Below are 25,096 nucleotides of genomic sequence, written 5' to 3'. Positions count from 1 at the left end.
ATACATGTTTGACAGCGTGAGTTGGTCTAGTCCAAATTGGTGGGGCGCGAGTTCGAAGAGGGGCTGGTGTGGCACCTGATGCAGTGACCCTGCAGGCCGACCATCCCTTTTCCCTGTTGTGCGACGTGCGCCGCTTCCGGCTCCGTCGTACAACGCCGGTGCGCGTCCGGACGGCAGGTGCGCAGACCGTCGCACGTCCGGATCCACGTGGCGAACGTGCCGCAAGTCATCGGTGACCGCGTTTCCGTCCTCGTGGACACATCTGTCGACGGGGAAGACCGAGGTCTGGAGCACTGCATGCCCACGCCTGACCGATTTCTCCATCGAGCTGCTTCTCCCGTCCCCTACTTCAGTGCGGACGCCGAGACCTATCTGGCGCAGACCCCCCTGCGTGATCTGAAGAAGACCGTCCCGCTCAGGGTGTTGTCCGAAGAGGACTTCGCCTCATGGCAGACCTATGGCTACGTCATCGTGAAGGAGGCCATACCCGCCCTGGCGGCCCGGAGCCTGCTCGACTTCACCTGGGACTTCCAGGGGCTCGACCCCGAGCGCCCGGACACCTGGTACGAGGAGCGCAAGTACCGCTCGGACCTGGACCGGGACCTGCACATCTACGGGTTCGTCGAGGCGTACCACCACCAACTCCTCTGGGACAGCCGCCAGGCGCAGCGGGTCTACGACGCCTTCGTCGACGTATGGGACTGCGAAGAGCTGTGGGTCACCCTCGACCGGCTCAACCTGAACCCGCCCAACATCAAGAACCGCGACCGGGCCCTGATACCCCGGACGGATGAGGGTTTCGACATCGAGCTGCACTGGGATGTCGACACCTCACTCGGAATTCCGCCGCAGCGGGTCCAGGGGATCATCGCGCTCAACGACATCACGCCGGAACTCGGCGGCTTCCAGTGCTCTCCGGAGCTCTTCCGGCAGTTGGACCACTGGAAGGCACTCCAGCCGGACGACCGTGACCCGATCCGGCCCCGGATCGACCGGGCCGAGTTCCCCGTCCTACGCCCGGAACTCAAGGCCGGCGACCTGCTGATATTCAACGGCCTGCTGGCACACGGTGTGGCCCCCAACACCTCCCAGAACGGCGTACGGGCGGCGCAGTACCTGTCGATGATGCCGGCACTGGACACCCACCAGACCTTGAGGCGTTCACGGGTCGACTCGTGGAGCCACCTCAGCACACCGGACTGGAACGCGACGCTGCTCGGTGACGCCAGGCTGCACGAGTCACTGAGGTACGACAGGGCCGACCTCGACGAACTGGGCGCCAAGTTGCTGGGCCTCGCGTCCTGGAGCGGTGTGGAGTTGGACGAGCCGGTCGGAGAAGCGGCATGCGCCGAATATGCCTGACCCTTCCCACGAACAGACCGTGCTCCGCGACGATCGAGGCCATCGCTGAGGAAGCGGCCTACGCCGCCGAGCACTTCGACGCCGAGGTGCACCTGCTGATCCTCGACTCCTGCGACACACCCGCCTATGCGGAACACGCCGAGACCGTGCGCCGCCTCCCCGCCAGTGAGCGGATCGTCGTCCACCACATCGACGAGGCGGAGCAACAGGACTTCCTCCAGCGGGTGATCGGCCGGGCCGGGACCATGAAGCCCGACCTCCTGCTGGACCTGATGCTCCCCGAAGGCCTCTCCTACGGCGCCTGCACCAACCGCGCGTTCCTCATCGCCGTCGCGCTCGGCTGCGAGTCCGTGCACCGCAGGGACTCCGACAGCCGGTACCAGGTCGTGAACGGCGAGACCGTCTTCCCCGTTCATCACGAGCTGACGGCGCTCGGCAGACGCGCGGCCGACGTCGCGCCGCATGTCACCGAGACCACGCTGGCCGCGCAGCACGAGGACAAGCGGGTCGCGATGGTCGGCAGCTCCTTCGTGGGCGAACTGTCCGTGGACATCGGCGACATACTCCGGATCGACCCCGACGTGTACTACGACATGGTCAGCCTGTGGGCACCTGCCCACTGGTCCCGCGAGATGAAACAGGAACTCGTCGACGACTCCTTCCGCGGCGCGGGCACCGACCCGTTCGTCAAGGACCACTCGACGCTCGCCCTCGTGGACCCCATGCGCGTGGACATGTGCAACATCAGCTTCCACGGAGTGCACGAACGCGTGCCGCTGCCGCCCGCCACCGACACGATCGGCAGCGACTACTTCCTGATCCACCTGGTCCACGACGCCGCGTTGCCCGGTGTGCTGCACAACCGCAACATCGAGAACTTCTACACCGGCGAACGAAGAACCGACGCCGGGTTCATGGCCTACCAGCTGCGCTACGTCAAGTTCCTGCTGTCGATGCTCTACTTCAACTCCATCTACGACCAGATGGCCGCGGCAGGCCCGGCGCTGCTCGACGACGAAGGACAGCTACGCGCGTCCGTCGTCGCCCGGTTGGCGAGCGAGAGCACGGGGCTCGACCGCACCGAGAACGTCCGGCGTCTGGACATCCTGGACACCTCCTACCGCAAACTGGGCGGAATCTACGCCGAGTTCGCCGACCTTCTGGCGACGCGCCGCGAACGCCTCCTCGACGAAGCGCGCAGCGACATCGAGGACTTCGCCCTCCTGGTCGAGGCATGGGGCCCGCTGGTGCGCGTGGCCAGGCGCACCCCCGTACACCTGTCACCGGGGCGGCCGGGGTGACCGAGACCACGACGCAACTCTCCGCACCTCTGCTCGCCGCTCTGACCGCCGCCGACGAGGACCGGATCGTCCTGGACCTGGCCGGAATCGAGGAGCGGTACGAGGCGCTGCAACGCGAACTGCCCGGCGTTCACGTCCGATTCGCCATGAAGGCCTGCCCGGTGGACGAGGTGCTCGCGTGCCTGGCGCGCAAGGGCGCCGGAGTGGACGGGGCAAGCCCGCGTGAACTGGAACAGGCGCTGCGGACGGGGGTACGGGTCGGCCGCATGCACTACGGCAACACCGTCAAGTCCGACCGGGACATCGCCGACGCCTACCGTCTCGGCATCAGGGACTTCGCGACCGACAGCCTGGAGGACGTGGCGGCGATCGCGGCCCATGCTCCGGGAGCCCGGGTGTTCTGCAGACTGTCGACCAGCGGTGAAGGGGCGCTGTGGGGCCTCAGCAACAAGTTCGGCTGCTCGCCCGCCGACGCGGTGCAGGTGCTGGAGGCGGCGCGGGATCAGGGCCTGACACCTTCGGGCCTGTCCGTGCACGTCGGTTCCCAGCAGATGACGGCGGACGCCTGGCACAGCGCCGTCGAATGCGTGGCGGACGTCCTGACCGAGCTGGGCAGCCGTGGGATGACGCTGGACCATGTCAACCTCGGCGGCGGTCTTCCGGCGCTCGGATACCTCGACAGGTTCGGCCTGCCGCTCGACCCGCCGATGGACAAGATCTTCGCCGTGATCCGCGAGGGGATGCGGTACCTCAGGGGCGTTCACGGCGACCACTTGGAGTTCGTCATGGAGCCGGGCCGCTACATGGTCGCCGACCATGGCGCCATCCGGGCCCAGGTGGCCCGGCTGTCCGAGCGGCGGGGACCGGACGGTGAGCGTCAGTACTGGCTCTATCTGAGCGCCGGCAAGTTCAACGGCCTCTACGAGATGGACGCGTTGCAGTACCGGCTCGTGTTCCCCACGCACCGCGACGCCGAGTGCGTCCCCGCCGTCGTGGCGGGGCCCACCTGTGACAGCGACGACGCCTACCACCATGAACACGGCCTGGTCGACGTACCCAAGGACCTGACGTCGGGGGACCCGGTCTGGGTGTTGTCCAGCGGTGCCTACTCGATCAGTTACATGACCGAGGGCTTCAACGGGTTCGCCCCGCTCCCGTACACCCTGACGAACGCGGGTCGCCCATGAGCGACGTCGTACACATACGCCCCATCACGGACGCCGACTGGGACGGCATCGTGGCGATGGAGTCCCGCGCCTACACCGGACTCGGCCTGTCGGAGGGGCGGGCCGCGCTTCGGTCCAGGGCGGTCGTCTCACCGAGTACGTGCTTCGTCCTGGACGTCGGGTTCGGGCCGGCCGGCTACCTGTTGGCCATGCCCTATCCGGCCTTCCGGTACCCGGATCTGGAACGGGCCGAGGAGGCGGTGGTCCCACCGCGCCCGGGGCCCGCATCGGGCAATCTGCACCTGCATGACATCGTTATCACGGAGGAGTTACGCGGCAGGGGACTGGCCCAGCGCCTTCTCCACCACCTCGCGTTGACCGCCCGGAGGCGTGGGGACGAGCGGATCTCGCTGATCGCTGTCGGCCACAGCGACAGCTTCTGGTCGGCGCGCGGGTTCACCGCTCACCCGGGGATCTCTCCCGGCGGTTACGGCACGAACGCCGTCTACATGTCCAAGGCGGTGCCGACCGACCTGGGTGCACAGCCTGAGCCGACCGGCGTGGTGCCGCGCGGCCCCTCCTCCCCGACGAAGCGAGCTGATGTCCGTGTCCCGTGTCCATGAACCCTCCGTCCGTGCCCACGACCCCTTCCTCCGTGCCCAGTTGGCGATCGCCGCGCTGTTCTGTTCGCTCGGTTTCCAGTACGCCACCTGGGCCGCACGGATCCCCGCCATCAAGGCGGATCTCGACCTGACCGCGGCCGAGGTGGGGGTGCTGCTGATGGCGGCGGGGATCGGCGCTGTGGCGTCGTTCCCCCTGGTCCCGGTGCTCATGAAGCGGCTGGGTTCGGCGCGGCTCGCACTCCTGTCGACCCTCGGCCTGACCCTCCTGCTCCTGGCGCTGGCCGCGGCGCCGAACTATCCGGTCGCCCTGCTGGTCATGTGTGCCGACGGCGTCCTTGTGGGATGCCTGAACGTCGCCATGAACGCGCAGGGAGCAGCGCTTGAGGCGCGGTACGAACGCAACACCATGGCCCGGCTGCACGCGACCTTCAGTGCCGGCTCGCTGCTCGCGGCACTCCTCGCATCCGGTATGAACGCGGCGACCTCGTCGGTCGCGACGCACTTCGGCGTGGCGGCCGTGGTCCTCGTCCTGCTGGCCGCCGGCGCGCGGCCCTGTCTCCTCGCCGAGGACGCGCGTGCCGAGGAGAAGGAGAAAGAGGAGAAGAGCCGTAGCCGTTGGACGCTTCCGTCCCGTATGACGCTGTGGATGTGCCTCGCCATGGCGTTCGGCACCGTCACGGAGGGCTCCATGAACGACTGGTCCGCCCTCTACATGAAGGACGTGGCCAAGGCGTCGGCGGAACTCGCCCCCCTGGGCATCGCCGTGGTGGCGGGAATGATGGTGGTGGCCCGCCTCTTCGCCGACGGCTGGCGCAGCCGCTGGGGCGACGGACGTGTCGTCGTCCTCGGTAGCGCGCTTGCCGCCGCCGGCCTGGCCTTCGCCCTCGTGAGCGGGGGAGTGGTGCCGGCCCTCGTCGGGTTCGCCTGTGTCGGACTGGGATGCGCGGCCGTGACCCCGTGCGTCTACGTGGCCGCCGCCAAACAGGGCTCGGACGCGCTGGCGCTCGTCGCCGCCATGGGCACGACGGGCCTGCTGGCCGGCCCGCCGTTCATCGGTTTCGTGGCGAACTCCAGCAGCCTGGTGTGGGGGCTTGGCGTGGTCGCGGCCGCGGCACTCGTGGTGACCCTGTGCGGTACGCAGATCCGCTGGACACCGGTGAGTGGCTGAGTCGTCCCGGGTCCTGCGAACGGTTCCGTGCGGGCAACCGAGACCGCTCTCGGCTCCCAGTGGGCCAACTCCGGCTTTGCGGCCGGTGTTGGCCTACCGGTGCCTGGCACGGCCGGGGACAATGAGGCGTTGATCGGCTGTCACTGGATCTCGTCGGTCGGCCGTTTCCCGCGCGCCACGACTTGTCCCCGCGCGCTTCGGCGGGGCACCTTTCGTCGGTGTGCATGCACAGCAGCACGTACGTCGTCGGTGTGCACGTCGTCGGTGTGCACGCACCAGCAGCACGTACGTCGTCGGTGCGCACGACAGCAGCAAGGCACGACAGTAGCGCGGCACAGAAGCACGGCACGGAAGCGCGGCACGCCCGGTGTCCAGCCGCGCGTGGCGAACCTGACGGACCGTCCTCGGGGAGATTCGGTGATGAGAGCACGCCGTACCACCATCCGGCGTTCCCGGCTGATCGCCTCGGGGCTGAGCCTGCTCGTCGCCGCCGCGCTGGCGGTGTCCGGCTCTCACGCGTCCGCGGCGCCCACGGCCGGCGCCGCACCCTCCACCGCCGCGGTGTCCGGCGTGACCTCTGCCGTCGAATCCCTGGACATCGCCGGGACGACGTGGACCGTGGACGAGCGAACCGGGAGGCTACGGGTTTTCGCCGACTCCACGGTCGCCGAGGCGGACCTGGCCGGACTCCGCCGCGCCGGCAGCCGTTTCGCCGGTGCCATGACCCTCGAACGCCTCGACGGGCGGCTGCGCACCCTCCTCTCGGGCGGCGACGGTGTCTACGCCTCCGGTTGGCGCTGCTCGGCGGGCGTCAACGTGCGAACCGGGTCCACCTACTACTTCGTCACCGCAGGCCACTGCACCGCCGGCCTGCCCACCTGGTACACGACCTCCGCCATGACGACGCCGGTAGGCCCGACCACCGCCACCAGCTTCCCCGGCGACGACTACGGCCTCGTGCGGTACACCAACCCGGCCGTGCCGCACCCCGGGACCATCGGAACCGTCTTGATCACCGGGACCGCGGCTGCCTACGTCGGCCAGAGCGTCTGCCGCCGGGGCGCCACCACGGCTGTCCGGTGCGGCGTGGTCACCGCGTTGAACGCGACCGTCAACTACGGGAGCGGAGACGTCGTCTCCGGGTTGATCAAGACCAACATCTGCGCCGAACCGGGAGACAGCGGCGGGCCACTCTTCTCGGGTGACAAGGTCATCGGCATCCTGTCCGGCGGTTCGGGGAACTGCACCACGGGAGGGACCACCTACTACCAGCCGATCCAGGAAGTGCTGAACGCCTACGGCCTGTCACTCGCCTGACGGAGCGTCGGACCTCAGCATCTCGCGCCCGTCACCGTCACCGGGGCCGGTTCCGGTCGCGCATCCGCGGCATCGCCCTGTTCGCCTCGCGGAGGCGCCGGTGAGATGCCCCTGGTGGGTCGACCGACCACGCGGTCCGCTCAGTCCTCCGAGGTGACCCGCCCGTCTTCGAACACCGCTGTGCGCTGAGGGACCTGGCGCCTCGGGACCCGGCCGACGCCGCGCCGGTCCGTGACCGCCGCGATGCTCCCCGAACCCCCAACTCGCCCCGCCCGCCGGGCTACGCCATGCGACCGGCACGCGCGACACCCGGCTGACGGCCCACCGTCCCAGCCTTCTCCCCGGCACCGGCTCACCCCACGACGACACGTCGTGCGCATGCCATTGACAAACGGAACCGTAGCCAGAAATCTGTCATGCGAGAGCAAAGAGCCGATCGAATCACGCAAATTAACGACTGCCTAGCGGCAATCCTCGGCAGGCGGGCCTTGGTCCGCCCCTGCCACCTCGCGTACCTTCGCGCTTCACCGTTGACTTCCCGGCCCCCGGCCGGCCCCTCTGCATCTCTCAGCACGCTCCCCCGTCGTCCCCCTGCCATGGAACGAGGACGCCATGAGACGGAAGCGCTTCGGCCTACGGACGACCATCGGCCTGCTTCTGGCCGGCCTGGTCACCGTCGGTCTCCAACCCAGCACCGCCACCGCCGCACCGGCGGCGGTGCGCGGACCCAACCTGGCGCTCGGCAAGAGCGCCACGAACAGCGGGTCCCTCAGCGGCTATCCCGCCACGAACGTCACCGACGGCAGCCAGCAGAGTTACTGGGAGGGCCCGTCCGGGTCGTTCCCGCAGTGGATACGCGTCGATCTCGGCGGCACCGTCGAGGCCAACCAGGTTGTCCTGAAACTGCCCACCACCTGGGAGGCCAGGACCGAGACCCTCTCCGTCGAGGGCAGCACCGACGGCTCCACCTTCACGTCCCTGTCCGGTTCGGCCGCGCGTCGCTTCGACCCGGCCGGAGCCAACACGGTCACCGTGGACTTCACCGCCCAGAGCGTGCGTCACGTCCGCGTGCAGGTGAGCGCCAACACCGGCTGGAACTCGGCCCAGTTGTCCGAGGTCGAGGTCTACGGCACCGACAGCGGGGGCGAACCCGAGGAGCCGCCCGTCGACGGGACCAACCTCTCCCTCAACAAGCCGATCGAGGCTTCCTCGACGGTCCAGTCGTTCGTGGCGACCAACGCCAACGACGGGCAGGTGGGCACCTACTGGGAGTCCAACGGCCAGCCCGCGACGCTGACCACCAAACTGGGCGCCAACGCGGACCTCAGCGGAATCACCGTGAAGCTCAACCCGAACGCGGCCTGGGCGACCAGGACACAGAACATCCAGGTCCTGGGACGCGAGCAGTCCGCGAGTGGATTCACCTCGCTCAAGGCCGCCGCCGACTACACCTTCAACCCCGCCTCGAACGCCAACTCGGTCACGATCCCGGTCAGCGGCCGGTACGCGGACGTGCAGTTGAGGTTCACGAGCAATTCGAGCGGATACGGCGCGCAGGTCGCGGAGTTCGAGGTCATCGGCGCCGCGGCCCCGAACCCCGACCTCGTCGTCACCGACTTGACCTGGACGCCGGCCGCACCCACCGAGTCGGACACCGTCACGGTCCAGGCGACCGTGCGCAACTCCGGTACGGCCGCCGCCCCCGCCACCACGGTGAACGTCAGCCTGGAGGGCACCGTCGCAGGCAGCGCCCCGGTCGGCGCGCTCGCAGCGGGCGCCTCCCAGACCGCTTCCGTGGCCGTGGGCAAGCGGGCCACGGGGAGCTACACAGTCTCCGCCGTGGTCGATCCGACGGACACCGTGCCCGAGCTGGACAGCACCAACAACAGCCGTACCGCGGCGAACAAGCTGACCGTCACCCAGAGTCCCGGACCCGACCTTGAGGTCACCGGCATCACGACCAACCCGGCCAGCCCCGCAGCCGGCGCGTCCGTGTCCTTCACCGTCGCGGTGCACAACCGGGGCATCTCGCCCACGCCCGCGGGCTCCGTGGCCCGCCTCCAGGTGGGCGGCACCACACTCAACGGCACCGCGGGTGCGATCGCCGCAGGCGCCACCGCCAACGTCACCATCAGCGGGACGTGGACGGCCACGAGCGGTGCGAGCGTGCTCACCGCGACCGCCGACGCCACGAACACCGTCACCGAGACCAACGAGAACAACAACATCTACTCCCACTCGATCGTGGTCGGCCGCGGAGCCGCGGTGCCCTACATCGAGTACGAGGCGGAGGACGGGACGTACCAGGGAACGCTCCTGACGACTGATCAGCTGCGGACCTTCGGTCACACCAACTTCGCCACCGAGTCGTCGGGCCGTGCCTCGGTCCGCCTCAACTCCACCGGACAGTACGTCCAGTTCACCTCGACCAGCCCGGCCAACTCGATCGTCGTACGCAACTCCATCCCGGACGCGGCGGGCGGCGGTGGCACCGAGGCCACCCTGAGTCTCTACGCGAACGGCACTTTCGTACGGAAGATCAACCTCAGCTCCAAGTACAGCTGGCTGTACGGCAACACCGACTCACCCGAGGGGCTCACCAACACCCCGGGGACCGACGCACGCCGACTCTTCGACGAGTCGAACGCGCTGCTCACACAGACCTACCCGGCGGGCACCACCTTCCGGCTGCAGCGCGACGCGGGCGACACCGCCTCCTTCTACATCGTCGACCTGATCGACCTGGAGCAGGTGGCCCCGCCCGTCTCCCAGCCGGTCGGCTGCGTCTCGATCACGCAGTACGGTGCGGTGCCGAACGACGGCATCGATGACACGGACGCCATCCAGCGTGCCGTGACCGCCGACCAGAACGGCCAGATCGACTGCGTGTGGATCCCGGCGGGCCAGTGGCGCCAGGAGCAGAAGATCCTCACCGACGACCCGCTCAACCGCGGTGAGTACAACCAGGTCGGCATCAGCGACGTCACCATCCGAGGTGCCGGCATGTGGCACTCGCAGCTCTACACGCTCACCCCGCCCCAATCGGCGGGCGGCATCAACCATCCGCACGAGGGCAACTTCGGGTTCGACATCGACGACAACACCAAGATCTCGGACATCGCCATCTTCGGCTCGGGCACCATCCGGGGTGGCGACGGCAACGCCGAGGGCGGGGTCGGTCTCAACGGCCGCTTCGGCCAGGACACGAAGATCACCAACGTGTGGATCGAGCACGCCAACGTCGGCGTGTGGGTGGGCCGCGACTACACCAACATCCCCGAGCTCTGGGGGCCGGGCGACCGGCTGGAGTTCACCGGAGTGCGGGTCCGCAACACCTACGCCGACGGCATCAACTTCGCCAACGGAACCCGCAATTCGACGGTGGAGAACTCCTCGTTCCGCAACACCGGTGACGACGCCCTCGCGGTGTGGGCCAGCAAGTACGTCAAGGACCAGGCGGTCGACATCGGCCACGACAACCACTTCCGCAACAACACGGTCCAACTGCCCTGGCGGGCCAACGGCATCGCCGTCTACGGCGGCTACGGCAACACCATCGAGAACAACCTGATCTACGACACCATGAACTACCCGGGCATCATGCTGGCGACCGACCACGACCCGCTGCCCTTCTCCGGGCAGACGCTGATCGCCAACAACGGGCTGTACCGCACGGGCGGTGCGTTCTGGAACGAGGATCAGGAGTTCGGAGCCATCACCCTGTTCGCCCAGAACCTCGCCATCCCCGGGGTGGTCATCCGTGACACCGACATCCGCGACTCGACGTACGACGGCATTCAGTTCAAGACCGGCGGCGGCACGGTGACGGCCCAGATCTCCAACGTCACCATCGACAAGTCCAACAACGGATCCGGCATCCTCGCCATGGGCGGCGCCCGCGGCAGCGCCACCCTCAGCAACGTCACCATCACCAACTCGCGCGACGGGAACATCCTCATCGAACCCGGCTCACAGTTCGTGATCAACCAGAGCGTCACGAGCAACGGGCTCAGGCCCCCACAGCCGTAGGGGATCCCCGGGCACAGAACCGGACTTGATGGGCTCGCTCCGGAAAGGGGGCGGGCCCATCAGCCTGTGGTCGCAGTCACCGGGAGATCGCATTGAGCGCGGAGAGCAGGCGAGGGCTCGCGGGCGAACCCTCGTCGGCTCGCCCGGTGTGCGAGGGAGTTCGCCGTAGATGATCTCGTAGTGGCCGATGGCCCGGATGGGCGGCGAGCAGACATGGACGATGACGGCGCCGGCGTCGTGGTCCATCCGGCGGACGTCCGATCCCGGAACCGCGAAGGACTCGCCGGCCCCGAACCGGCGCGCGCGGCACGGGCCCCCACCGGTGACTCCTGGGCCGGATCCACATAAACCCCGTCGCCTCGCCGTCCCGGGAGACCGAGGGGATGCTCGACGGCAGCGACGCGATCGCCGACCGGCCCGTCCTCGCCGCGCTGCTCAACGCCGCGTAGGGCGCGACCTGGGTATCCGTCGGAAGCGCGGGCGGCGTCGGGGTGGGCCGGAGCATCCACACCGGCCTCACCCTGGTCGCGGACGGCACCGATTTCGCTGAACGCAAGATCCGCCGGATGTTCTGGACCGACCCCGCCCTGGGCGGGGCCCGCTACGCCGACGCCGGATACGAGGAGGCCGCCGGCAAGGCTCGGGAGGCGGGCCTCGATCTGGGCTCGGTCACTCCTTTCCGGTGAGCAGGCGCCACGGATTGGCGACCCGGAAGGCGTGCTCCGCGCCTGCGCCCAGTCCGAAGCCGGGGAGTTGCGGCGGCTCCGCGTAGGGCCGGTCCGTGCCCTGGACGACGGCTTCGGCACCGAGGGCACGGACGATCGCCTCGACAGCGCGCGGACCGTACGAGGACGTCTCCACGAACACGCCCGGATCCACCTCGTCCCGGCCACCGCCCCGGGCCGCGATGCGCTCCCCGTGCAGCGGGGCGAGCCCGGCCAGCAGCGCGAAGCACACCCGAAGCCGCGGATGGCGAGGCCGGCCGAAGGCCCGGAAGGCGAACCAGGCGGCGTGCATCTGCTGGACGTAGGGGACCAGCGCGGGCCACCAGCCGGGCGCCGAGGATTCGCCGGACGCGGGCCCCGGGTGGACGAACAGCGGGAGGCCGCGCGCTTCGACCAGGTCGAGCAGCGGGGCACACCGCGCATAACCGGCCGCGTCGGCAAGGGCGTTCGCCGGCAGCTGTAGCCCGGCGAACCCCCGGTCGAGTACGGCGGCCGTCGCGTCGGCGTCGATGTCCCGGACGCAGGCGGCGGCCCAGGCACCGAACGGTTCGGGCAACCCGGCCGCGTCCTCGTGGTAGGCGTCGAGCAGAGGCCGTGCCTCCTCGGCGGGCAGCCACTCCACACCGAGCGGGGCGGACAGCGAGACGAGCGCCAGGCCCAGGCCGTCGGCGGCGGCGAGTTCCGTACGCCGGGCCACGTCATGGTCGGCGGGGGAGACCTCGTAGGGCGGCTCGCCCTCGACGTACAGCGTCCATCCGTCGAGGAACGGCGGCCTGTCGCGCGCCCGCAGGGCCGCCACGAACGAGCTGCTCCACAGATGCTGGTGCACGTCGATATTGGTCACGACGCTCCCCCTGCCATGGCGCGCAAGGCGCTTCGGACATCGGCGGACCCCAGCACGTCGCTGCTCACGCGTTCCACGTCCACTCCACAGGGCCGGTCGTCGTCCAGCGGGGGGACGATGTTACGGACCGCGCGGTGCAGGAGCCCCGGTCCCCGTCCGAGGGTGGTCGGTGCGGCCAGGTCCACCGCCTGGGTGGCCACCAGGGCCTCCACGGCGAGCAGTTGACGCAGCCGGACGAGCATCGTCGTCAACCGCCTTGCCCCGAGCGCCGCGTTGGTCGAGTCGTCCTCGACGGCGTCCGCGCCGTGCCGGGGGTCGGTGGACACCGGCGCGGACAGCATGCGGATCTCGGCGACGAGCGCCTGTGCCGTCTTGGACAGCGGGGCGAAACCCGAGCGCTCCGGGCCGTACGACGTGAGGTTCGCGGGCAGTCCGCTGACGGCCGGGTTGAGCAGCCGCCGCATGCGTTCCGCGGAGATCGCCGCGGTCTGCGTCAGGGCCAGCGCGAGGGTGTCGAAGGCGAGGGCCAGGGCGGGGGTGTGGAAGTTTCCGGACGAGAGGATCTCTCCGGTGTCGGCCAGCACCACCGGATTGTCACCGCAGCCGTTGAGCTCCGGGTCCAGCGCGGCGACGGCGAAGTCCAGTGCGGCGTACAGAGCGCCGTGCACCTGGGCCGCGCAGCGCAGGCTGACGGGATCCTGGACCCGCCGCGCGTTCCGGGGATCGCCCAACTCGCCGCCGTCCAGCAGGGCGAGCAACTCACGCGCCGCCCGCGACTGTCCCGGTGCCGGACGCAATTCCAGCACGCGGGCATCCAGCGGGCTGGTGTTGGCGCGGAAACCCTCGAAGGTCAGCGCGGTGACCGCCTGGGCCAACGTGAGGACGGCGGCCGTCTCGTGGAGGGCGAGGGCGCCGTTTCCCGCCGCCAACGGGCTTGCGCTGCACAGCACATGGCCGTCCTTCGGACCCAGTTCGGCCGGGGCGAGACCGGCCCGTCGCAGCGCCGTGGCGCCGTCGAGCACCTCACCGTCGAACTCGGCACGGCCCTCGCCCATCACGACCAGACCGACATGGGCCATCTGGCACAGGTCGGACGCGCCGATCGACCCGACCTCGGGTATCACCGGATGCACACGTGAGTTGAGCAGGGCGACGAGCAGGCTCAGGATCTCCGGCCGCACTCCGCTGCCGCCGCCGGCGATCCCGTTCACGCGGGCGAGCAGGGCGGCGCGTACGACAGGGACGGGCAGCGGATCACCGATCCCGTTGGCTCGGCCCCGGACCGTACGGACGCTGAACTCCGTGAGTTCGTCGCGCGGCAGGGCGTAGGACGACCGGTTGCCCAGCCCCGTCGTCAGGCCGTACGTCGGCACCTGGCGGTCGACGACATCGTCCACGACGGCACGGTCGCGGACCAGCCGGGGGAACACGTCGGCGGCCAGGGTGACTTGGGCGCCGTGGTGGGCGACGGCGACGACGTCGTCGTAGGAAAGCGTCCGCCCGTCGACGACGACGTCGGAGGATGTCCGCTCGCCGGCGCCGGCCGAGCCGTCGGAGAGCGTCCGCCCGTCGACGGCGACCGAGTCACCGGAGAGGCTCCGCCTGTCGGACGTGATCGCATCACCGGAGAGGCTCCCCTTGCCGGCTGCGATCGCGTCACCGGAACGCGGGCCCGTCATGAGAACCGCAGCTTCTGGCCGAGGCCGCGCTCCTCGGCCTTCGCCAGCATCGCGGCGCCCAGCGCGATGTCGGAGAGGGAGAGCCCGCGATGCCAGAAGAGCGTTGTCTCGTCCGCGCGTTCACGGCCGGGCTTGTCACCAACGATGATCTCGCACAGCTCGCCGTGCAGGGTCTCCTCGCTGAGCCTGCCGGACGCGACGTGGGCGCGCAGCGCACCGAACGGCCCGGACCGGCACTGGCCCCAGTCGTCGACGACGATCTTGTCCATGACGTCGGTGAGGGAGAGTTCGACCGCGCTCATCGTTCCGTACGGCACGACCAGGGCCCCCGGTGTGATCCATTCGGTCTTCAGCAGTGGCTCCGGGCGCTCCAGCCTGGAGGCCTCCACCACGATGTCCGCGCCTTCGACACAGGTCCGCCAGTCCTCGGTCACGATGACGGGCTTGCCGAGGTCGCGCTCCAGCCGCTCGGCGAAGGCCTTGCGGCTCTCGGGACGGCGCGAGTGGACACGTATCTCGGTGAGGTCGAAGATCCGGTCCAGCAGGCGGACATTCCAGTACGACGTGGCGCGGGCGCCGATATGGCCGAGCACCTTGGAGTCCGGGCGGGCCAGATGGCGTGCTCCCAGCGCGGTGAGGGCGCCGGTGCGCATCTCGGTGATGGCGGTGGCGTCGAGGATGGCCACCGGCATGCCGGTGCGCGGGTCGAAGAGGTTGAGCAACGCCATCTCGGAGGGCAGCCCGGCCTTGTAGTTGTCGACATAGTCACCTACGATCTTGACTCCGGCCAGCCCGAGCGGGGCGACATAACCGCGCAGGACGTTGAAGTGGCCGTTGAACGCGGGATCGGGCGTGAGGTGGACGCGCGGTTCGATGACCGTCTCTCCGCGGCCCTGGGCGCGTAGCCCCTGCTCGACGGCGTCGAGCACCTCGGTGTCGGACAGCTCCAGCTGCTCGATGTCCGAGCCGTTCAGGAAAGTGAACCGGACCGGTTCCATGGGGTGGCTCCCTGCCTGGGGGATGGCTGATGGGGGACGGCGCGACGCGGGCGGTGTGGCCGAGACGTGACCGTCGACGACAACTGTCGGGGTGGATGTGGTTTACATGGAAAGGTATATGGAGTCATCAATCGGCACATTTCGCGAGCTCCGGTCTCGCCTTCGCAGGAACGTAACGCGCCGTTTACGAAAGAGCATTGACTGCCATTCAGTCACGGGCAACTCTGCATGACCATATGCAGTCGGGGTAAGGGGCAGCCTTGATCAGGTTCGACGCGGTAAGCAAAAACTATCCAAACGGCACGACAGCCGTGGACGAGCTGTCCCTGGAACTGGAAGAGGGCGGCATCACGGTTCTGGTGGGTCCTTCAGGCTGCGGCAAGACCACGACCCTGCGCATGGTCAACCGCATGGTGGAGCCGACAGCCGGCACGGTGAGCCTGCGGGGCCAGGACATCCGGGAGGTCAACGCCCCGGAGTTGCGCCGCGGCATCGGTTACGTGATCCAGCACGCCGGGCTGTTCCCGCACCGCACCATCCTCGACAACATAGCCACGGTGCCGCTGCTGCTCGGCTGGAGCCGGAAGAAGGCGCGGGCGCGGGCTGCGGAACTGCTTGAACTGGTGGGACTGCCCGGCGAGATGGCCAAGCGCTACCCGTACCAGCTCTCCGGCGGACAGCAGCAGCGCGTCGGGGTCGCCAGGGCGCTGGGTGCCGACCCGCCGGTCCTCCTGATGGACGAGCCGTTCAGCGCGGTCGACCCGATCGTGCGGGGAGAGCTCCAGGCGGAGTTCATCCGGCTGCAGAAGGAGCTCCACAAGACGATCGTGTTCGTCACCCATGACATCGACGAGGCGATCAAGCTCGGCGACAACATCGCGGTGTTCCGAACCGGCGGCAAGCTCGCGCAGTTCGACACCCCCGAGCGTCTTCTCGCCCATCCCGCCGACGAGTTCGTGGCCGACTTCGTGGGCCAGGACCGCGGTATCCGCCGACTGTCCTTCGTCAAGGCGGCCGATCTGCCACTGCGCGACGGTCCGGTGCTGCCGGCGAGCTCTTCCGTGGCGGTGGCCCGGGCGGCCACCGACCCGTGGGTGCTCGTCGTCGACGGTGACCGGCGACCGCTCGGCTGGACCGCGGTCGCCGAGCTGCCGGAGGGCGGCACGCTCGCGGACGCACCTTTGACACCGCTCGGCCACACGTTCAGCCTTGTCGGCGACTCGGCGCGGGCCGCCCTCGACGCGGCGCTCCTGTCGCCCTCCCGGCTCGCGGTGGGCGTGGACGGACAGGGCGCGGTCATCGGCGTCGCGGACGCCTACGAGCTGTCCGCGGCGATGGCCGGGGACACGGCCGGGGGCGAGGCCGGGGACCAGTCGGCCGCGGGAGAGACCGCCGCGGCGAAGACGGCCGGGGGTGAACGATGAGTGACGGGGAGCCCCTGGTCCGGTGGGACTGGATCGGAGATCATGTCGACGAACTGGCCCACTACACCGGTGTCCATCTGCAACTGGGCCTGCTGCCGGTGCTGTTCGGCCTGATCATCTCGGTGCCGCTCGGCATCCTCTGTCATCGCTGGCGATGGCTGTACCCACCGATTCTGACCGTGACCAACGTGGTGTACGCGATCCCGTCCCTGGCCATGTTCATGATCTTCGTCCGTTATACGGGGCTCACCGAACGCACGGTGATGATCCCGCTGACGCTCTACACGCTGTCGGTCCTCGTGCCCAACGTCGTGGACGGACTCGCCTCGGTTCCCGAACCGGTCAGGCAGGCGGCCACCGCGATGGGATTCAGCACGGTGCGCCGTGTCGTCCAGGTCGAACTGCCGATCGCCGTTCCGGTCGTCGTGGCCGGTGTACGCGTCGCCGCCGTCTCGTCCATCAGCCTCGTCGCCGTGGGGCAGTTGATCGGGCAGGGCGGTCTCGGCTTCTACATCATCCGGGGCCTGCAGCTCGACTTCCCGACCCCGATCATCACCGCGATCGTCCTGATCATGCTGCTCGCGCTCGTCACCGACGCGGTGCTGGTCCTCGCGCAGCGGCTGCTCACACCCTGGGCCCGGGGCAAGGGGGCGGCGGCATGAACGACCTGGTGAACCAACTCCAGCTGGTGGGCGACTGGTTGACGTCCTCGCAGCAGTGGCACGGCGACGACGGAATCCCCCAGCGTCTCCTGGAACACCTCACCTACAGCGGCATCTCGCTGCTGTTCGCCACCCTGATCGGGCTCACCTTCGGGCTCCTGGTCGGACACACCGGCCGTGGGGCCTTCGCCGTCGCCAGTGTCGCGAACCTGGCGCGGGCGATCCCCACCTTCGGCCTGGTGGTGCTCGTCGTCACGCTCGCCGGACTCAGCACCACGCCCGTCCTGGTCGCCCTGGTCGCGCTGGCGGTCCCGCCGATCCTCATCAACACCTTCGAAGGCGTCCGCGGTGTGGACGCCGACACCCGGGATGCCGCACGCGGGGTGGGCATGACCGAGTGGGAGGTACTGGTGCGGGTGGAGGTGCCGATGGCGCTGCCGCTTATCCTGCTCGGGCTGCGGGTCGCCGCGATCCAGGTCGTGGCCACCGCAACCATCGCCGCCTATCCCGGTCTTGGGGGCCTGGGCCGCTTCATCGTCGACGGGCTCGCCCGCAACGACTACGAACTGGTCATCGGCGGCTCCACCGTCGTCGTCGTGCTGGCTCTCCTCGTCCAGGTTCTCTTCACCGCGCTGCGGCGCGTCATCGTCTCGCCGGGACTTCAGGGCCCGGCAGCAAAGTCATGAGTTTCTGAGCTCCAGGGCTCTTGAGAGAGGAAAAACCCATGAGAAGCATGATCCGTGGCGCTGCGTTCGGCCTGATCGCCGCGCTGTCCCTGAGCGCCTGCGGCGGCAGCGACAGCGACGCGAACCCGCTGACGGGGAGCAGCGGCGACAGCGACAGCAAGGCCCTGGTCGTCGGCTCGGCGAACTTCCCCGAGAACCAGCTGCTCGCCGAGATCTACGCCCAGGCCCTGGAGGCCAAGGACCTGAAGGTGACCCGTAAGTTCGACATCGGGGCCCGCGAGGTCTACTACGACCAGATCGTCAAGGGCGGCATCAGTGTCTTCCCCGAGTACAACGGCGCGCTGCTGGCCGTCGCGGTCGACAAGGAGAGCACCGCGACCAGCACCGCGGACATCAACACCCAGCTGAAGGCGAAACTCCCCTCGTCGGTGGAGATACTCGACTCCGCCGCGGCCGAGGACAAGGACTCGGTCACGGTCACCTCCGAGACCGCCGAGAAGTACAACCTCAAGACGCTCGCCGACCTCAAGCCCGTTGCGGGCGACATGACCATCGGCGCCGGCTCCGAGTTCAAGACCCGCACGCAGGGTGCGGTCGGTCTGAAGACGATCTACGGCGTGGAGTTCGGGAAGTTCCAGCCGCTGGACGCGGGTGCCCAGAGCACCCTGCTCGACCTGCTGAAGAAGAACACGGTCCAGGCCGCCAACCTCTACACCACCGATCCCGCCATCGTCGAGGACAAGCTGGTGGTGCTTGAGGACCCGAAGAACCTGTTCTCCTCGCAGAACATCACGCCCCTGGTCTACAAGTCCGCGGTCAACGACACCGCCAAGGCGGCGCTCAACGGAGTCTCGGCCAAGCTCACCACCGAGGACCTGCTGGAGATGATGAAGAAGCTCGTCAACGACAAGGAGGACGCCAGCACCGTGGCCAAGGAGTGGCTGACTCAGGTCGGCCTCGTCAGCTGACCGAGATGGTCCCCGGACCGTTCCTGGGGCATGCCGGCCCGGAGCGGGCGGTACCGGCCGTGGGTCCGACCACCCGGCCACCGCCCGCCCGGCCGTGAGTCCCACCGGGCGGCACCGAGAGCCAGGCAGGAACGAGGGGATGCGTGCAACGGGCTGACGAGGAGTTGCGTGCGACCGGACCGGCTGGGGGATCGAGATGAGCGAGAGCGATGTCGACGAGGCCGGCACACCCGGCGCCTCCACCCGGCTGCACCAGCTCTTCGAGGGGCGTCGGCTCACCCCCACGCAGCGCCGCATCGCGCACTGCCTGGTCCGGCAGGCGGCGGCCGTGCCCTTCCTGTCGAGCGTGGAGCTGGCCCAACTGGCCGGGGTGAGCCAGCCGTCGGTGACCCGCTTCGCGGTCGCCCTCGGCTTCGACGGATACCCGGCACTGCGCAGACATCTGCGGGAAGTCGCACCCGCCGCTGTCGCCGTGGACGGGCGGCCGAGCAACCAGTACCAGCAGGCGGTACAGGCCGAGATCGACAACCTGCGGCAGCTGGCCTCCCTGCTCGCCGACACCGGGCCGGTGGAACGCGCGGGCCGGCTGCTCGCCGCCTCGCGCCCGCTGCCGGTACTCGGGCTGCGCGCCTCCGCCGCCCAGGCTCGCGGCTTCGCCTACTTCGCCGCGAAGGTGCATCCCGACGTACGACTGCTCGACGAGGGCGGGTCCTTGCTCGCCGACCGCATCGACACCGCCCGGCACGCCGGGGCGAGCGCACTCCTGTGCTTCGCGCTGCCGCGTCATCCGCGCGAGCTCCTGGACGCGCTCGGCCACGCCCGTGCCACCGGACTGACCGTGGTGACGATCGCCGACGGCACGTTCGCCCCGGTGGCCGCGCACAGCGACCTGCTCCTCCCGGCCGCCGTGGGCACCGGCCTGGTCTTCGACACGGTGAGCGCTCCCATGCTGCTGGGCCAGGTACTCCTGGAGGTGATGTGCGACGGTCTGCCGGACGCTCAGGTCCGCCTGGAGGAGTTCGACGCACGGGCGGCGGCGCGAGGGCTGTTCGTCGACTGAACGATCCACCTGGCGATGCGTCAGTCCCCTGACAGCCGAATGCCGTCGAGGTATCGGCAGCCGCATCATGCGGGCGGAAAATGCTGGTCAGCGCCTTGTCGGCGAAGCACGGGGGCCGAATGGCGGATACATGATCGGTTGCGGGAAGGAGCGGTGGTTCCCACGGTGGCCCCAGGAACTGCAGCTCTCGAAAGGACTGTGCATGCGTGCCCTTGTTTCCCGCGGACTCCTCCTGTCACCTCTGGTCTGCGCCGCTCTGGTCTTCGGTCCGCTCGGCACCGCCGCTGCCGCTGTCGACGTTTCCCGGACGGCTCCGGGCGGTGCCGCCGCGGCATGGTCCTCCGCCGAGGCGGACGCGGTACTGGAACGGCTTGACGTACTGGACAGGGTGAACCACCACGACGACCTGCTCGACCCTCTGCTGGACGTGCTGTCCACCCTCACCGCACGGCCCGCCGGCCCTCTCGGCGCGGTCGAGGCGGCCGGTCTCGCGACAGCGGTGGAGACGGCGAACGCCTCGCTCCAGCAGCGGCTGAAGGACCGGGCCGGCATCACCTCGAACACGACGGACCGAGCCGGCGTCACTTCGAACACGACGGATCGGGCCGGCGTCACTTCGAACACGACGGATCGGGCCGGGGCGGCCGCAGCCGACCCGGTCTCCGATCTGGTGGCCCAGCTCCAGGCGGCGATCGACAGCCTGGTCAAGGCGCTGACCTCGCTCGACCTGGGCGCGGTGCTCGGCGCGGTCACCGGCTTGCTGTCGCCGGTGCTCGGCCTGGTCACCGGGCTCCTGGGCGGCGCGACGTCCGCGCTGCCCGCGCTTCCGGCACTGCCCGCCGCCGGCAGCCCGGCGACCGTTTCGTAGCGGTGGCGGTGTGAGTGGCGGGGTGTGGAGGAACAGCCTCCGCACCCCGCCACTCTTCGTCCGACGGCGAGAACTCGCGGTACCTCCCGCCCGGTTCATGGTCCGATCCCCTGGCACAGCCGAAAGTTAATGGGTCATTAAGGGATCCGAGGTGTGAAGGCACAGCCATAATGGCGATCCTCTTGTCATGAACCTGCGGCCCGATGGACGGGTCGTCGCCTCGTGGAGGTGTGGGATGCACCGCAGACTCGCCGCCGGCCTTGCCGCCTCAACTCTCGCCCTGATCACCGTCGTCGGTACCGCCACGGCGGCCGACGCAGTTCCCGCAGACAAGACCCAGGTCCTCTCGAACTGGACCCAGACCAGTGCGTCGAGCTACAACACCTGGAACGCCGCCCGCGCGAACCAGGCCGCGTGGTCCGCGTACGCGTTCGACTGGTCCACCGACTACTGCTCGTCCTCGCCGGACAACCCGTTCGGCTTCCCCTTCTCCACGTCCTGCGCCCGCCACGACTTCGGCTACCGCAACTACAAGGCCGCGGGCACCTTCGACGCCAACAAGTCGCGCCTCGACAGCGCCTTCTACGAAGACCTCGAGCGCGTCTGCCTCAACTACAGCGGGGCGACGAAGACATCCTGCGACGGTACGGCGTGGACGTACTACCAGGCGGTCAAGGTGTTCGGCTGAGACCGTCGGCCGAGGAGAAACGGGGCGCCGCGCATGCGGCGTCCCGCCCTCGTCGTCCCCCCGTTCAGCCCGCCACCGGCTCACCAGGTGTGTCCTGGAAGGCCGTTCGGGGCGCCGGGCGGGTGACGCCGGACAGGTCGTGGGCGGTGACACTGTTGCGGTCGGCGACCGAGCGGCCCAGCGCATGGTGCGGCCACAACCCGGCTGCCACCCGGCGACTGCGCTCGCCCCACTCGCGGGCCGCCGTGCTGCTGGACTTGTAGTGGTTCAGGGCGAATCCGCCGGAGTGGATCCGGAGCAGACAGAAACCGCCGGGATAGTCCTTGACGGCGCTGACCTCCTGCAAGGTGACGTGCGGAGCCTGCGGCAGGACGGTCCGCTTGTTGCGGTGGGTGTGCCCCGCGTGGTGGAGGAAGACGCCGGGGGCGTCGGCGTAGGCGTCGAGGACGGCCCGGGCCTGGCGTCGGCCGAGCTGCTGCCCCCTGGTCACCGGAAAGACGGAGTCCCGTACGGTCAGCGGATGGTGGCCGAACACCACGGTGGGCCGATCCGATTCTTCCTTCAACCGGGCCCGGAACCAGGACAGTTGCTCGGCGCCGAGCCCGCCGGCGTCGGAGCCGTTGCCCTCCTTCAGATACGTGTCGAGCCCGACGATCCGCAGCCCGCCGAGGTCGTGGGTGAAGTACGAGGGCGCCCCGCCGCCGAGGAACCCCGTCCGGAAGGCGTCCGCGTCCTCGTGGCCGGGCCGGGGACGGTCGTGGTTCCCCCGTACGACGAAGTAGTCCCGCCCGTGCGCGCCGAACCCGTCCAGGATCCTCTTGGCCTCGGCCAGGTCCCGCGGTGCGCCCCCCGCCGATATGTCCCCGGCGGCCAGCAGTACGTCCGCCCCGCGCCGCCGGGCCTCCTCCACCACCGCCCGGCTCATGATCTCCGGATACGGCGCGAGCCCCGCCTCCTGCGACACCCCGCGCATCAGGGGCACGCCGCCGACCAGACCGGAGGTGGTCTCCCCGACGTGCAGGTCGTTGCAGAGGGCGATCGTCAGCAGGTGCTGCCCGGGTGGGGGCTGCGGGGTGGTGAAGGAGTACGGGCCTCCGCGCGTCCCCAGTCCGTAGCGGTTGGTGCCGACGGCGTTGCCGCGGATCAGGTGCAGCGAGGTGGGGGTGGCGGCCACGCCCCGGGAGCGGGCCTGGTAGTAGTACGTCTGCCCCGGCTCCAGGCCCGTGAGCTCCACATGGTGGTGCGCGGTGGGGCGGGCCTCCGCTGCGCTGCGGTTCAGCCGGGTGGGGTGAGTGCCGTAGACGACCTCGCCCTCCGTGACCGCGGGGAGCATGTGGCCCGTCCCGTCGTTGGTGCCGGGTATTCCGGTGTGCCAGGTGATGACGGCGCTGTCCTCGGTCAGGGTGACCAGTTCCAGGTGGACGGCGGCAAGGACGTCGGGGGGATGGAGACTGCTCTGGTGTGCCGGGCCGTGCAGGGCGGCCCGCAGCAGCGAGGGGGCGAGCAGGACGCCGGATCGCAGGACTTCGTACGGAGCGGGGAGGGCGGCCAGAGCGGACAGGGACGCGAGGGGAGCGGACAGGCAACAGCGCATGCCCCCTGCGTGCCCCCGCGCAGTGAACGCCGGCAGTGTTGCCGACGGCGGCACCAGGTAGTGCACGCGACATCTCCGTCCGGGCGCGGCTCGACGTGGGTGGAACCGGCCGGTCCAGTGACCGGCGGTCAGCTCGTCGACAACGTTTTGCTGAACGGAGTGACGGGGCGCTCCACGCGCTCTCCGTCCACCGTAATGTCCACCGCCTCGTTGTAGAAAGCGAGGAGCCCTGTGACGGTGGCCACCGCGGGCAGCGGGTCCGGGTAGCTCCAGACGAGGTTCGCGGGCACGTCGGCGTCGCCCCGCCACGACCAGTACTCGGCCGTTCCCTTGTAGGGGCACGCGGTGCTGTGGCCGGTCGGGACGAGGAGGTCGAGGCGTACGTCCTCACGCGGCACGTAGTAGCGCACCGGCAGGCCCGTCTCGAAGAGCAGCACCGGGCGCCTGGTGTCCGCGACGACCGTGCCGTCGATCTCGACCCGGACATGGCGGCTGCTCGGCAGGGCGTCCACCCGCTTGTGCGGGTCCCGGGGATGGACGAAGATCTCTTCCTCCTCCTCGTACCAGTGGTCGAGCCCCCTGCCGTTGCGCTGGAACCACTCGAAGGCGATGTGCCCGGCCAGGTCGTCGCCGGGGAAGGTCCAGGCCGCGTCCTCCACCAGCTCGCCGTCGACCTCGAGGTCGTAGAAGATCCGAGACCCCGTGTGCGTGCCCGTCCGGGGGTTCTTCGCCGGGCGGAGCAGGTCCTCGCGGACCTCCTCGCGGGGGAAGGCGTACGTCGGAACGGGCAGTGCGGGCTCCCACACGAGGACGGGGTGCCGGCTGTCGACGACCGTGACGTCGCCCTTGCGGCCGCGCACCCAGCGTTCGCTGGGCTCCCAGCGGAGGCCCTCCGGCGTGGTCCGTACCGACTGCGCGGTGGGGAATGCACTCATCGTCCGGTCTCCCTCGGTTGGTTGGGACCCGCAGGTGCCCGGCGGTACAAGCCCGGCACCTCCGAGAGCAGTGTCCCGACGTACGCCTCCCACCGCGAGCCGATCATCAAGCGACCGTCGGCGGGTTGCAGCGGTCGGGCGTGAGTCGTCGACAGCCGACTACGGCGGTCAAACGGCGATGACCCGGACCCCCGCCTCCTCGAACCCCCGCACCACGTCCTCGCTCACCGCCGTGTCCGTCACCAGCGTGTCCACCGACTCGGCCGCGCAGATCCTGGCGAAGGCGCGCCGGCCCAGCTTGCTGGAGTCGGCGGCGACGATCACGCGCTCGGCCCGCTCGCAGAGCAGCCGGTTGATCGCGGCCTCCGCCTCGTCGTGGGCGGCCGCGCCGTGCGTGACGTCGAAGGCGACCACGCCGAGGACGGCGACGTCGAGGGTGATCTGGCCGAGCACGCCGTCGGCGAGGGGGCCGATCAGCTCGTAGGACTGCGGGCGTGCGACCCCGCCGGTCACCACGATCTTGAACTGGGGGCGCACGGCAAGCTCGTTGGCGATGTTGAGCGCGTTCGTGACCACCGTCAGCGCGGGTGAACCGGACGCGAGATCGGGGTGCACCGCGAGAGCGCGCGCCACCTCGGTGGTGGTCGTGCCACCGGTCAGACCCACCGCCTCGCCGAGCGTGACGAGGCCGGCCACCGCCTTCGCGATGCGCTGTTTCTCGGAGGCGTGGCGGGCGGTCTTGTAGCGCAACGGCAGTTCGTACGAAACCCCGTGCACGACCGCGCCGCCGCGGGTGCGGATGAGCATCTGCTGCTCGGCGAGCTGGTCGAAGTCGCGCCGGATCGTCGCGGCCGACACCGCCAGCTCGGTCGCGACGTCCTCGACATCCAGCCGGCCCCGCTCCACGAGCAGTTCCAGCAGCGCCTTCCAGCGGGCGTCGCGCGACATCCGCACACTCCGTTCCTCGATCTTCCGCGACCCTAGCGCACCTTTCCTGTG

At 69.5% G+C, this 25,096-nt stretch carries 20 protein-coding genes and 1 pseudogene; 15 read left to right on the top strand and 6 right to left on the bottom strand.

Features of this window, described 5'->3' with window-relative positions:
- The first annotated feature begins 297 nt into the window (after window positions 1-297).
- The 8 genes and pseudogenes from ACIPC1_RS20155 (at window position 298) to ACIPC1_RS20120 (ending at window position 11,652) form a co-directional block, all read left to right on the top strand.
- Entirely contained in the window at window positions 298-1,362 is a 1,065-nt protein-coding gene (locus tag ACIPC1_RS20155; protein ID WP_402518727.1) for a phytanoyl-CoA dioxygenase family protein, read from the top strand.
- Window positions 1,344-2,663 carry a DUF6271 family protein gene (locus ACIPC1_RS20150; protein WP_402518726.1) on the top strand — a complete coding sequence of 440 codons (1,320 nt, stop codon included), beginning with the start codon at window positions 1,344-1,346 and terminating at the stop codon, window positions 2,661-2,663. The genes ACIPC1_RS20155 and ACIPC1_RS20150 overlap by 19 nt, the downstream gene beginning before the upstream one ends.
- The gene (locus ACIPC1_RS20145; RefSeq protein ID WP_402518724.1) at window positions 2,660-3,850 is read left to right on the top strand and encodes a type III PLP-dependent enzyme; all 1,191 of its coding nucleotides are present in this window, start codon (window positions 2,660-2,662) and stop codon (window positions 3,848-3,850) included. Before ACIPC1_RS20150 ends, ACIPC1_RS20145 begins: the two co-directional genes overlap by 4 nt.
- On the top strand, window positions 3,847-4,452 hold the full coding sequence (locus tag ACIPC1_RS20140) for a GNAT family N-acetyltransferase (RefSeq protein ID WP_402518722.1): 606 nt from the start codon (window positions 3,847-3,849) through the stop codon (window positions 4,450-4,452). Before ACIPC1_RS20145 ends, ACIPC1_RS20140 begins: the two co-directional genes overlap by 4 nt.
- Window positions 4,430-5,620: an MFS transporter gene (locus tag ACIPC1_RS20135; RefSeq protein ID WP_402518720.1), complete on the top strand. Its 1,191-nt coding sequence runs from the start codon at window positions 4,430-4,432 to the stop codon at window positions 5,618-5,620. Before ACIPC1_RS20140 ends, ACIPC1_RS20135 begins: the two co-directional genes overlap by 23 nt.
- 420 nt (window positions 5,621-6,040) lie before the next feature.
- Window positions 6,041-6,937 (top strand): S1 family peptidase, encoded by an 897-nt coding sequence (locus ACIPC1_RS20130; RefSeq protein ID WP_402518718.1) that lies wholly within the window; start codon window positions 6,041-6,043, stop codon window positions 6,935-6,937.
- A gap of 612 nt (window positions 6,938-7,549) precedes the next feature.
- The gene (locus tag ACIPC1_RS20125) at window positions 7,550-10,966 is read left to right on the top strand and encodes a CARDB domain-containing protein (RefSeq protein ID WP_402518717.1); all 3,417 of its coding nucleotides are present in this window, start codon (window positions 7,550-7,552) and stop codon (window positions 10,964-10,966) included.
- Between the two features lie 329 nt (window positions 10,967-11,295).
- A pseudogene (locus ACIPC1_RS20120) lies at window positions 11,296-11,652 on the top strand (hypothetical protein).
- Here ACIPC1_RS20120 and ACIPC1_RS20115 read toward each other — a convergent pair.
- The 3 genes from ACIPC1_RS20115 to ACIPC1_RS20105 are packed head-to-tail and all read right to left on the bottom strand — an operon-like array spanning window position 11,636 to window position 15,212.
- Window positions 11,636-12,535, bottom strand: a complete 900-nt coding sequence (locus ACIPC1_RS20115) for an amidohydrolase family protein (protein WP_402518715.1) — start codon at window positions 12,533-12,535, stop codon at window positions 11,636-11,638. The pseudogene ACIPC1_RS20120 and the gene ACIPC1_RS20115 overlap by 17 nt on opposite strands.
- Entirely contained in the window at window positions 12,532-14,214 is a 1,683-nt protein-coding gene (gene hutH / locus ACIPC1_RS20110) for a histidine ammonia-lyase (protein WP_402518714.1), read from the bottom strand. The genes ACIPC1_RS20115 and hutH overlap by 4 nt, the downstream gene beginning before the upstream one ends.
- The gene (locus tag ACIPC1_RS20105; RefSeq protein ID WP_402518712.1) at window positions 14,211-15,212 is read right to left on the bottom strand and encodes an ornithine cyclodeaminase family protein; all 1,002 of its coding nucleotides are present in this window, start codon (window positions 15,210-15,212) and stop codon (window positions 14,211-14,213) included. The genes hutH and ACIPC1_RS20105 overlap by 4 nt, the downstream gene beginning before the upstream one ends.
- A gap of 260 nt (window positions 15,213-15,472) precedes the next feature.
- Between ACIPC1_RS20105 and ACIPC1_RS20100 the strand changes: the two genes are divergently transcribed.
- From ACIPC1_RS20100 to ACIPC1_RS20070, 7 genes are all read left to right on the top strand, one after another.
- The gene (locus ACIPC1_RS20100) at window positions 15,473-16,636 is read left to right on the top strand and encodes an ABC transporter ATP-binding protein (RefSeq protein ID WP_402518710.1); all 1,164 of its coding nucleotides are present in this window, start codon (window positions 15,473-15,475) and stop codon (window positions 16,634-16,636) included.
- A complete protein-coding gene (locus ACIPC1_RS20095) occupies window positions 16,633-17,298 on the top strand; it encodes an ABC transporter permease (protein ID WP_402518708.1) in 666 nt (221 codons plus the stop codon). The genes ACIPC1_RS20100 and ACIPC1_RS20095 overlap by 4 nt, the downstream gene beginning before the upstream one ends.
- Entirely contained in the window at window positions 17,295-17,984 is a 690-nt protein-coding gene (locus ACIPC1_RS20090; RefSeq protein ID WP_384382310.1) for an ABC transporter permease, read from the top strand. The genes ACIPC1_RS20095 and ACIPC1_RS20090 overlap by 4 nt, the downstream gene beginning before the upstream one ends.
- A gap of 47 nt (window positions 17,985-18,031) precedes the next feature.
- On the top strand, window positions 18,032-18,952 hold the full coding sequence (locus ACIPC1_RS20085; RefSeq protein WP_402518815.1) for an ABC transporter substrate-binding protein: 921 nt from the start codon (window positions 18,032-18,034) through the stop codon (window positions 18,950-18,952).
- Between the two features lie 196 nt (window positions 18,953-19,148).
- A complete protein-coding gene (locus ACIPC1_RS20080; protein WP_402518705.1) occupies window positions 19,149-20,012 on the top strand; it encodes a MurR/RpiR family transcriptional regulator in 864 nt (287 codons plus the stop codon).
- A gap of 202 nt (window positions 20,013-20,214) precedes the next feature.
- Window positions 20,215-20,880 carry a hypothetical protein gene (locus ACIPC1_RS20075; protein ID WP_402518703.1) on the top strand — a complete coding sequence of 222 codons (666 nt, stop codon included), beginning with the start codon at window positions 20,215-20,217 and terminating at the stop codon, window positions 20,878-20,880.
- Between the two features lie 235 nt (window positions 20,881-21,115).
- A complete protein-coding gene (locus ACIPC1_RS20070) occupies window positions 21,116-21,568 on the top strand; it encodes a phospholipase (protein WP_384377169.1) in 453 nt (150 codons plus the stop codon).
- 64 nt (window positions 21,569-21,632) lie between these two features.
- On the opposite strand, the gene ACIPC1_RS20065 is transcribed toward ACIPC1_RS20070, so the two are convergent.
- The 3 genes from ACIPC1_RS20065 to ACIPC1_RS20055 all read right to left on the bottom strand — a co-directional run bounded on the left by ACIPC1_RS20065 (window position 21,633) and on the right by ACIPC1_RS20055 (window position 25,045).
- Window positions 21,633-23,162 (bottom strand): metallophosphoesterase, encoded by a 1,530-nt coding sequence (locus ACIPC1_RS20065; protein ID WP_402518701.1) that lies wholly within the window; start codon window positions 23,160-23,162, stop codon window positions 21,633-21,635.
- A 128-nt stretch (window positions 23,163-23,290) separates the two neighbouring features.
- Window positions 23,291-24,097: a DUF427 domain-containing protein gene (locus ACIPC1_RS20060; RefSeq protein ID WP_402518699.1), complete on the bottom strand. Its 807-nt coding sequence runs from the start codon at window positions 24,095-24,097 to the stop codon at window positions 23,291-23,293.
- A gap of 168 nt (window positions 24,098-24,265) precedes the next feature.
- Entirely contained in the window at window positions 24,266-25,045 is a 780-nt protein-coding gene (locus ACIPC1_RS20055; RefSeq protein WP_402518697.1) for a DeoR/GlpR family DNA-binding transcription regulator, read from the bottom strand.
- Between the last annotated feature and the right edge of the window lie 51 nt (window positions 25,046-25,096).

Origin of the sequence: Streptomyces sp. NPDC087263, from assembly GCF_044744645.1 — a bacterium.
Lineage (GTDB): Bacteria > Actinomycetota > Actinomycetes > Streptomycetales > Streptomycetaceae > Streptomyces.
Note: the sequence above shows the minus strand (reverse complement) of the source record. Positions and strands in the feature narration are given on the sequence as shown.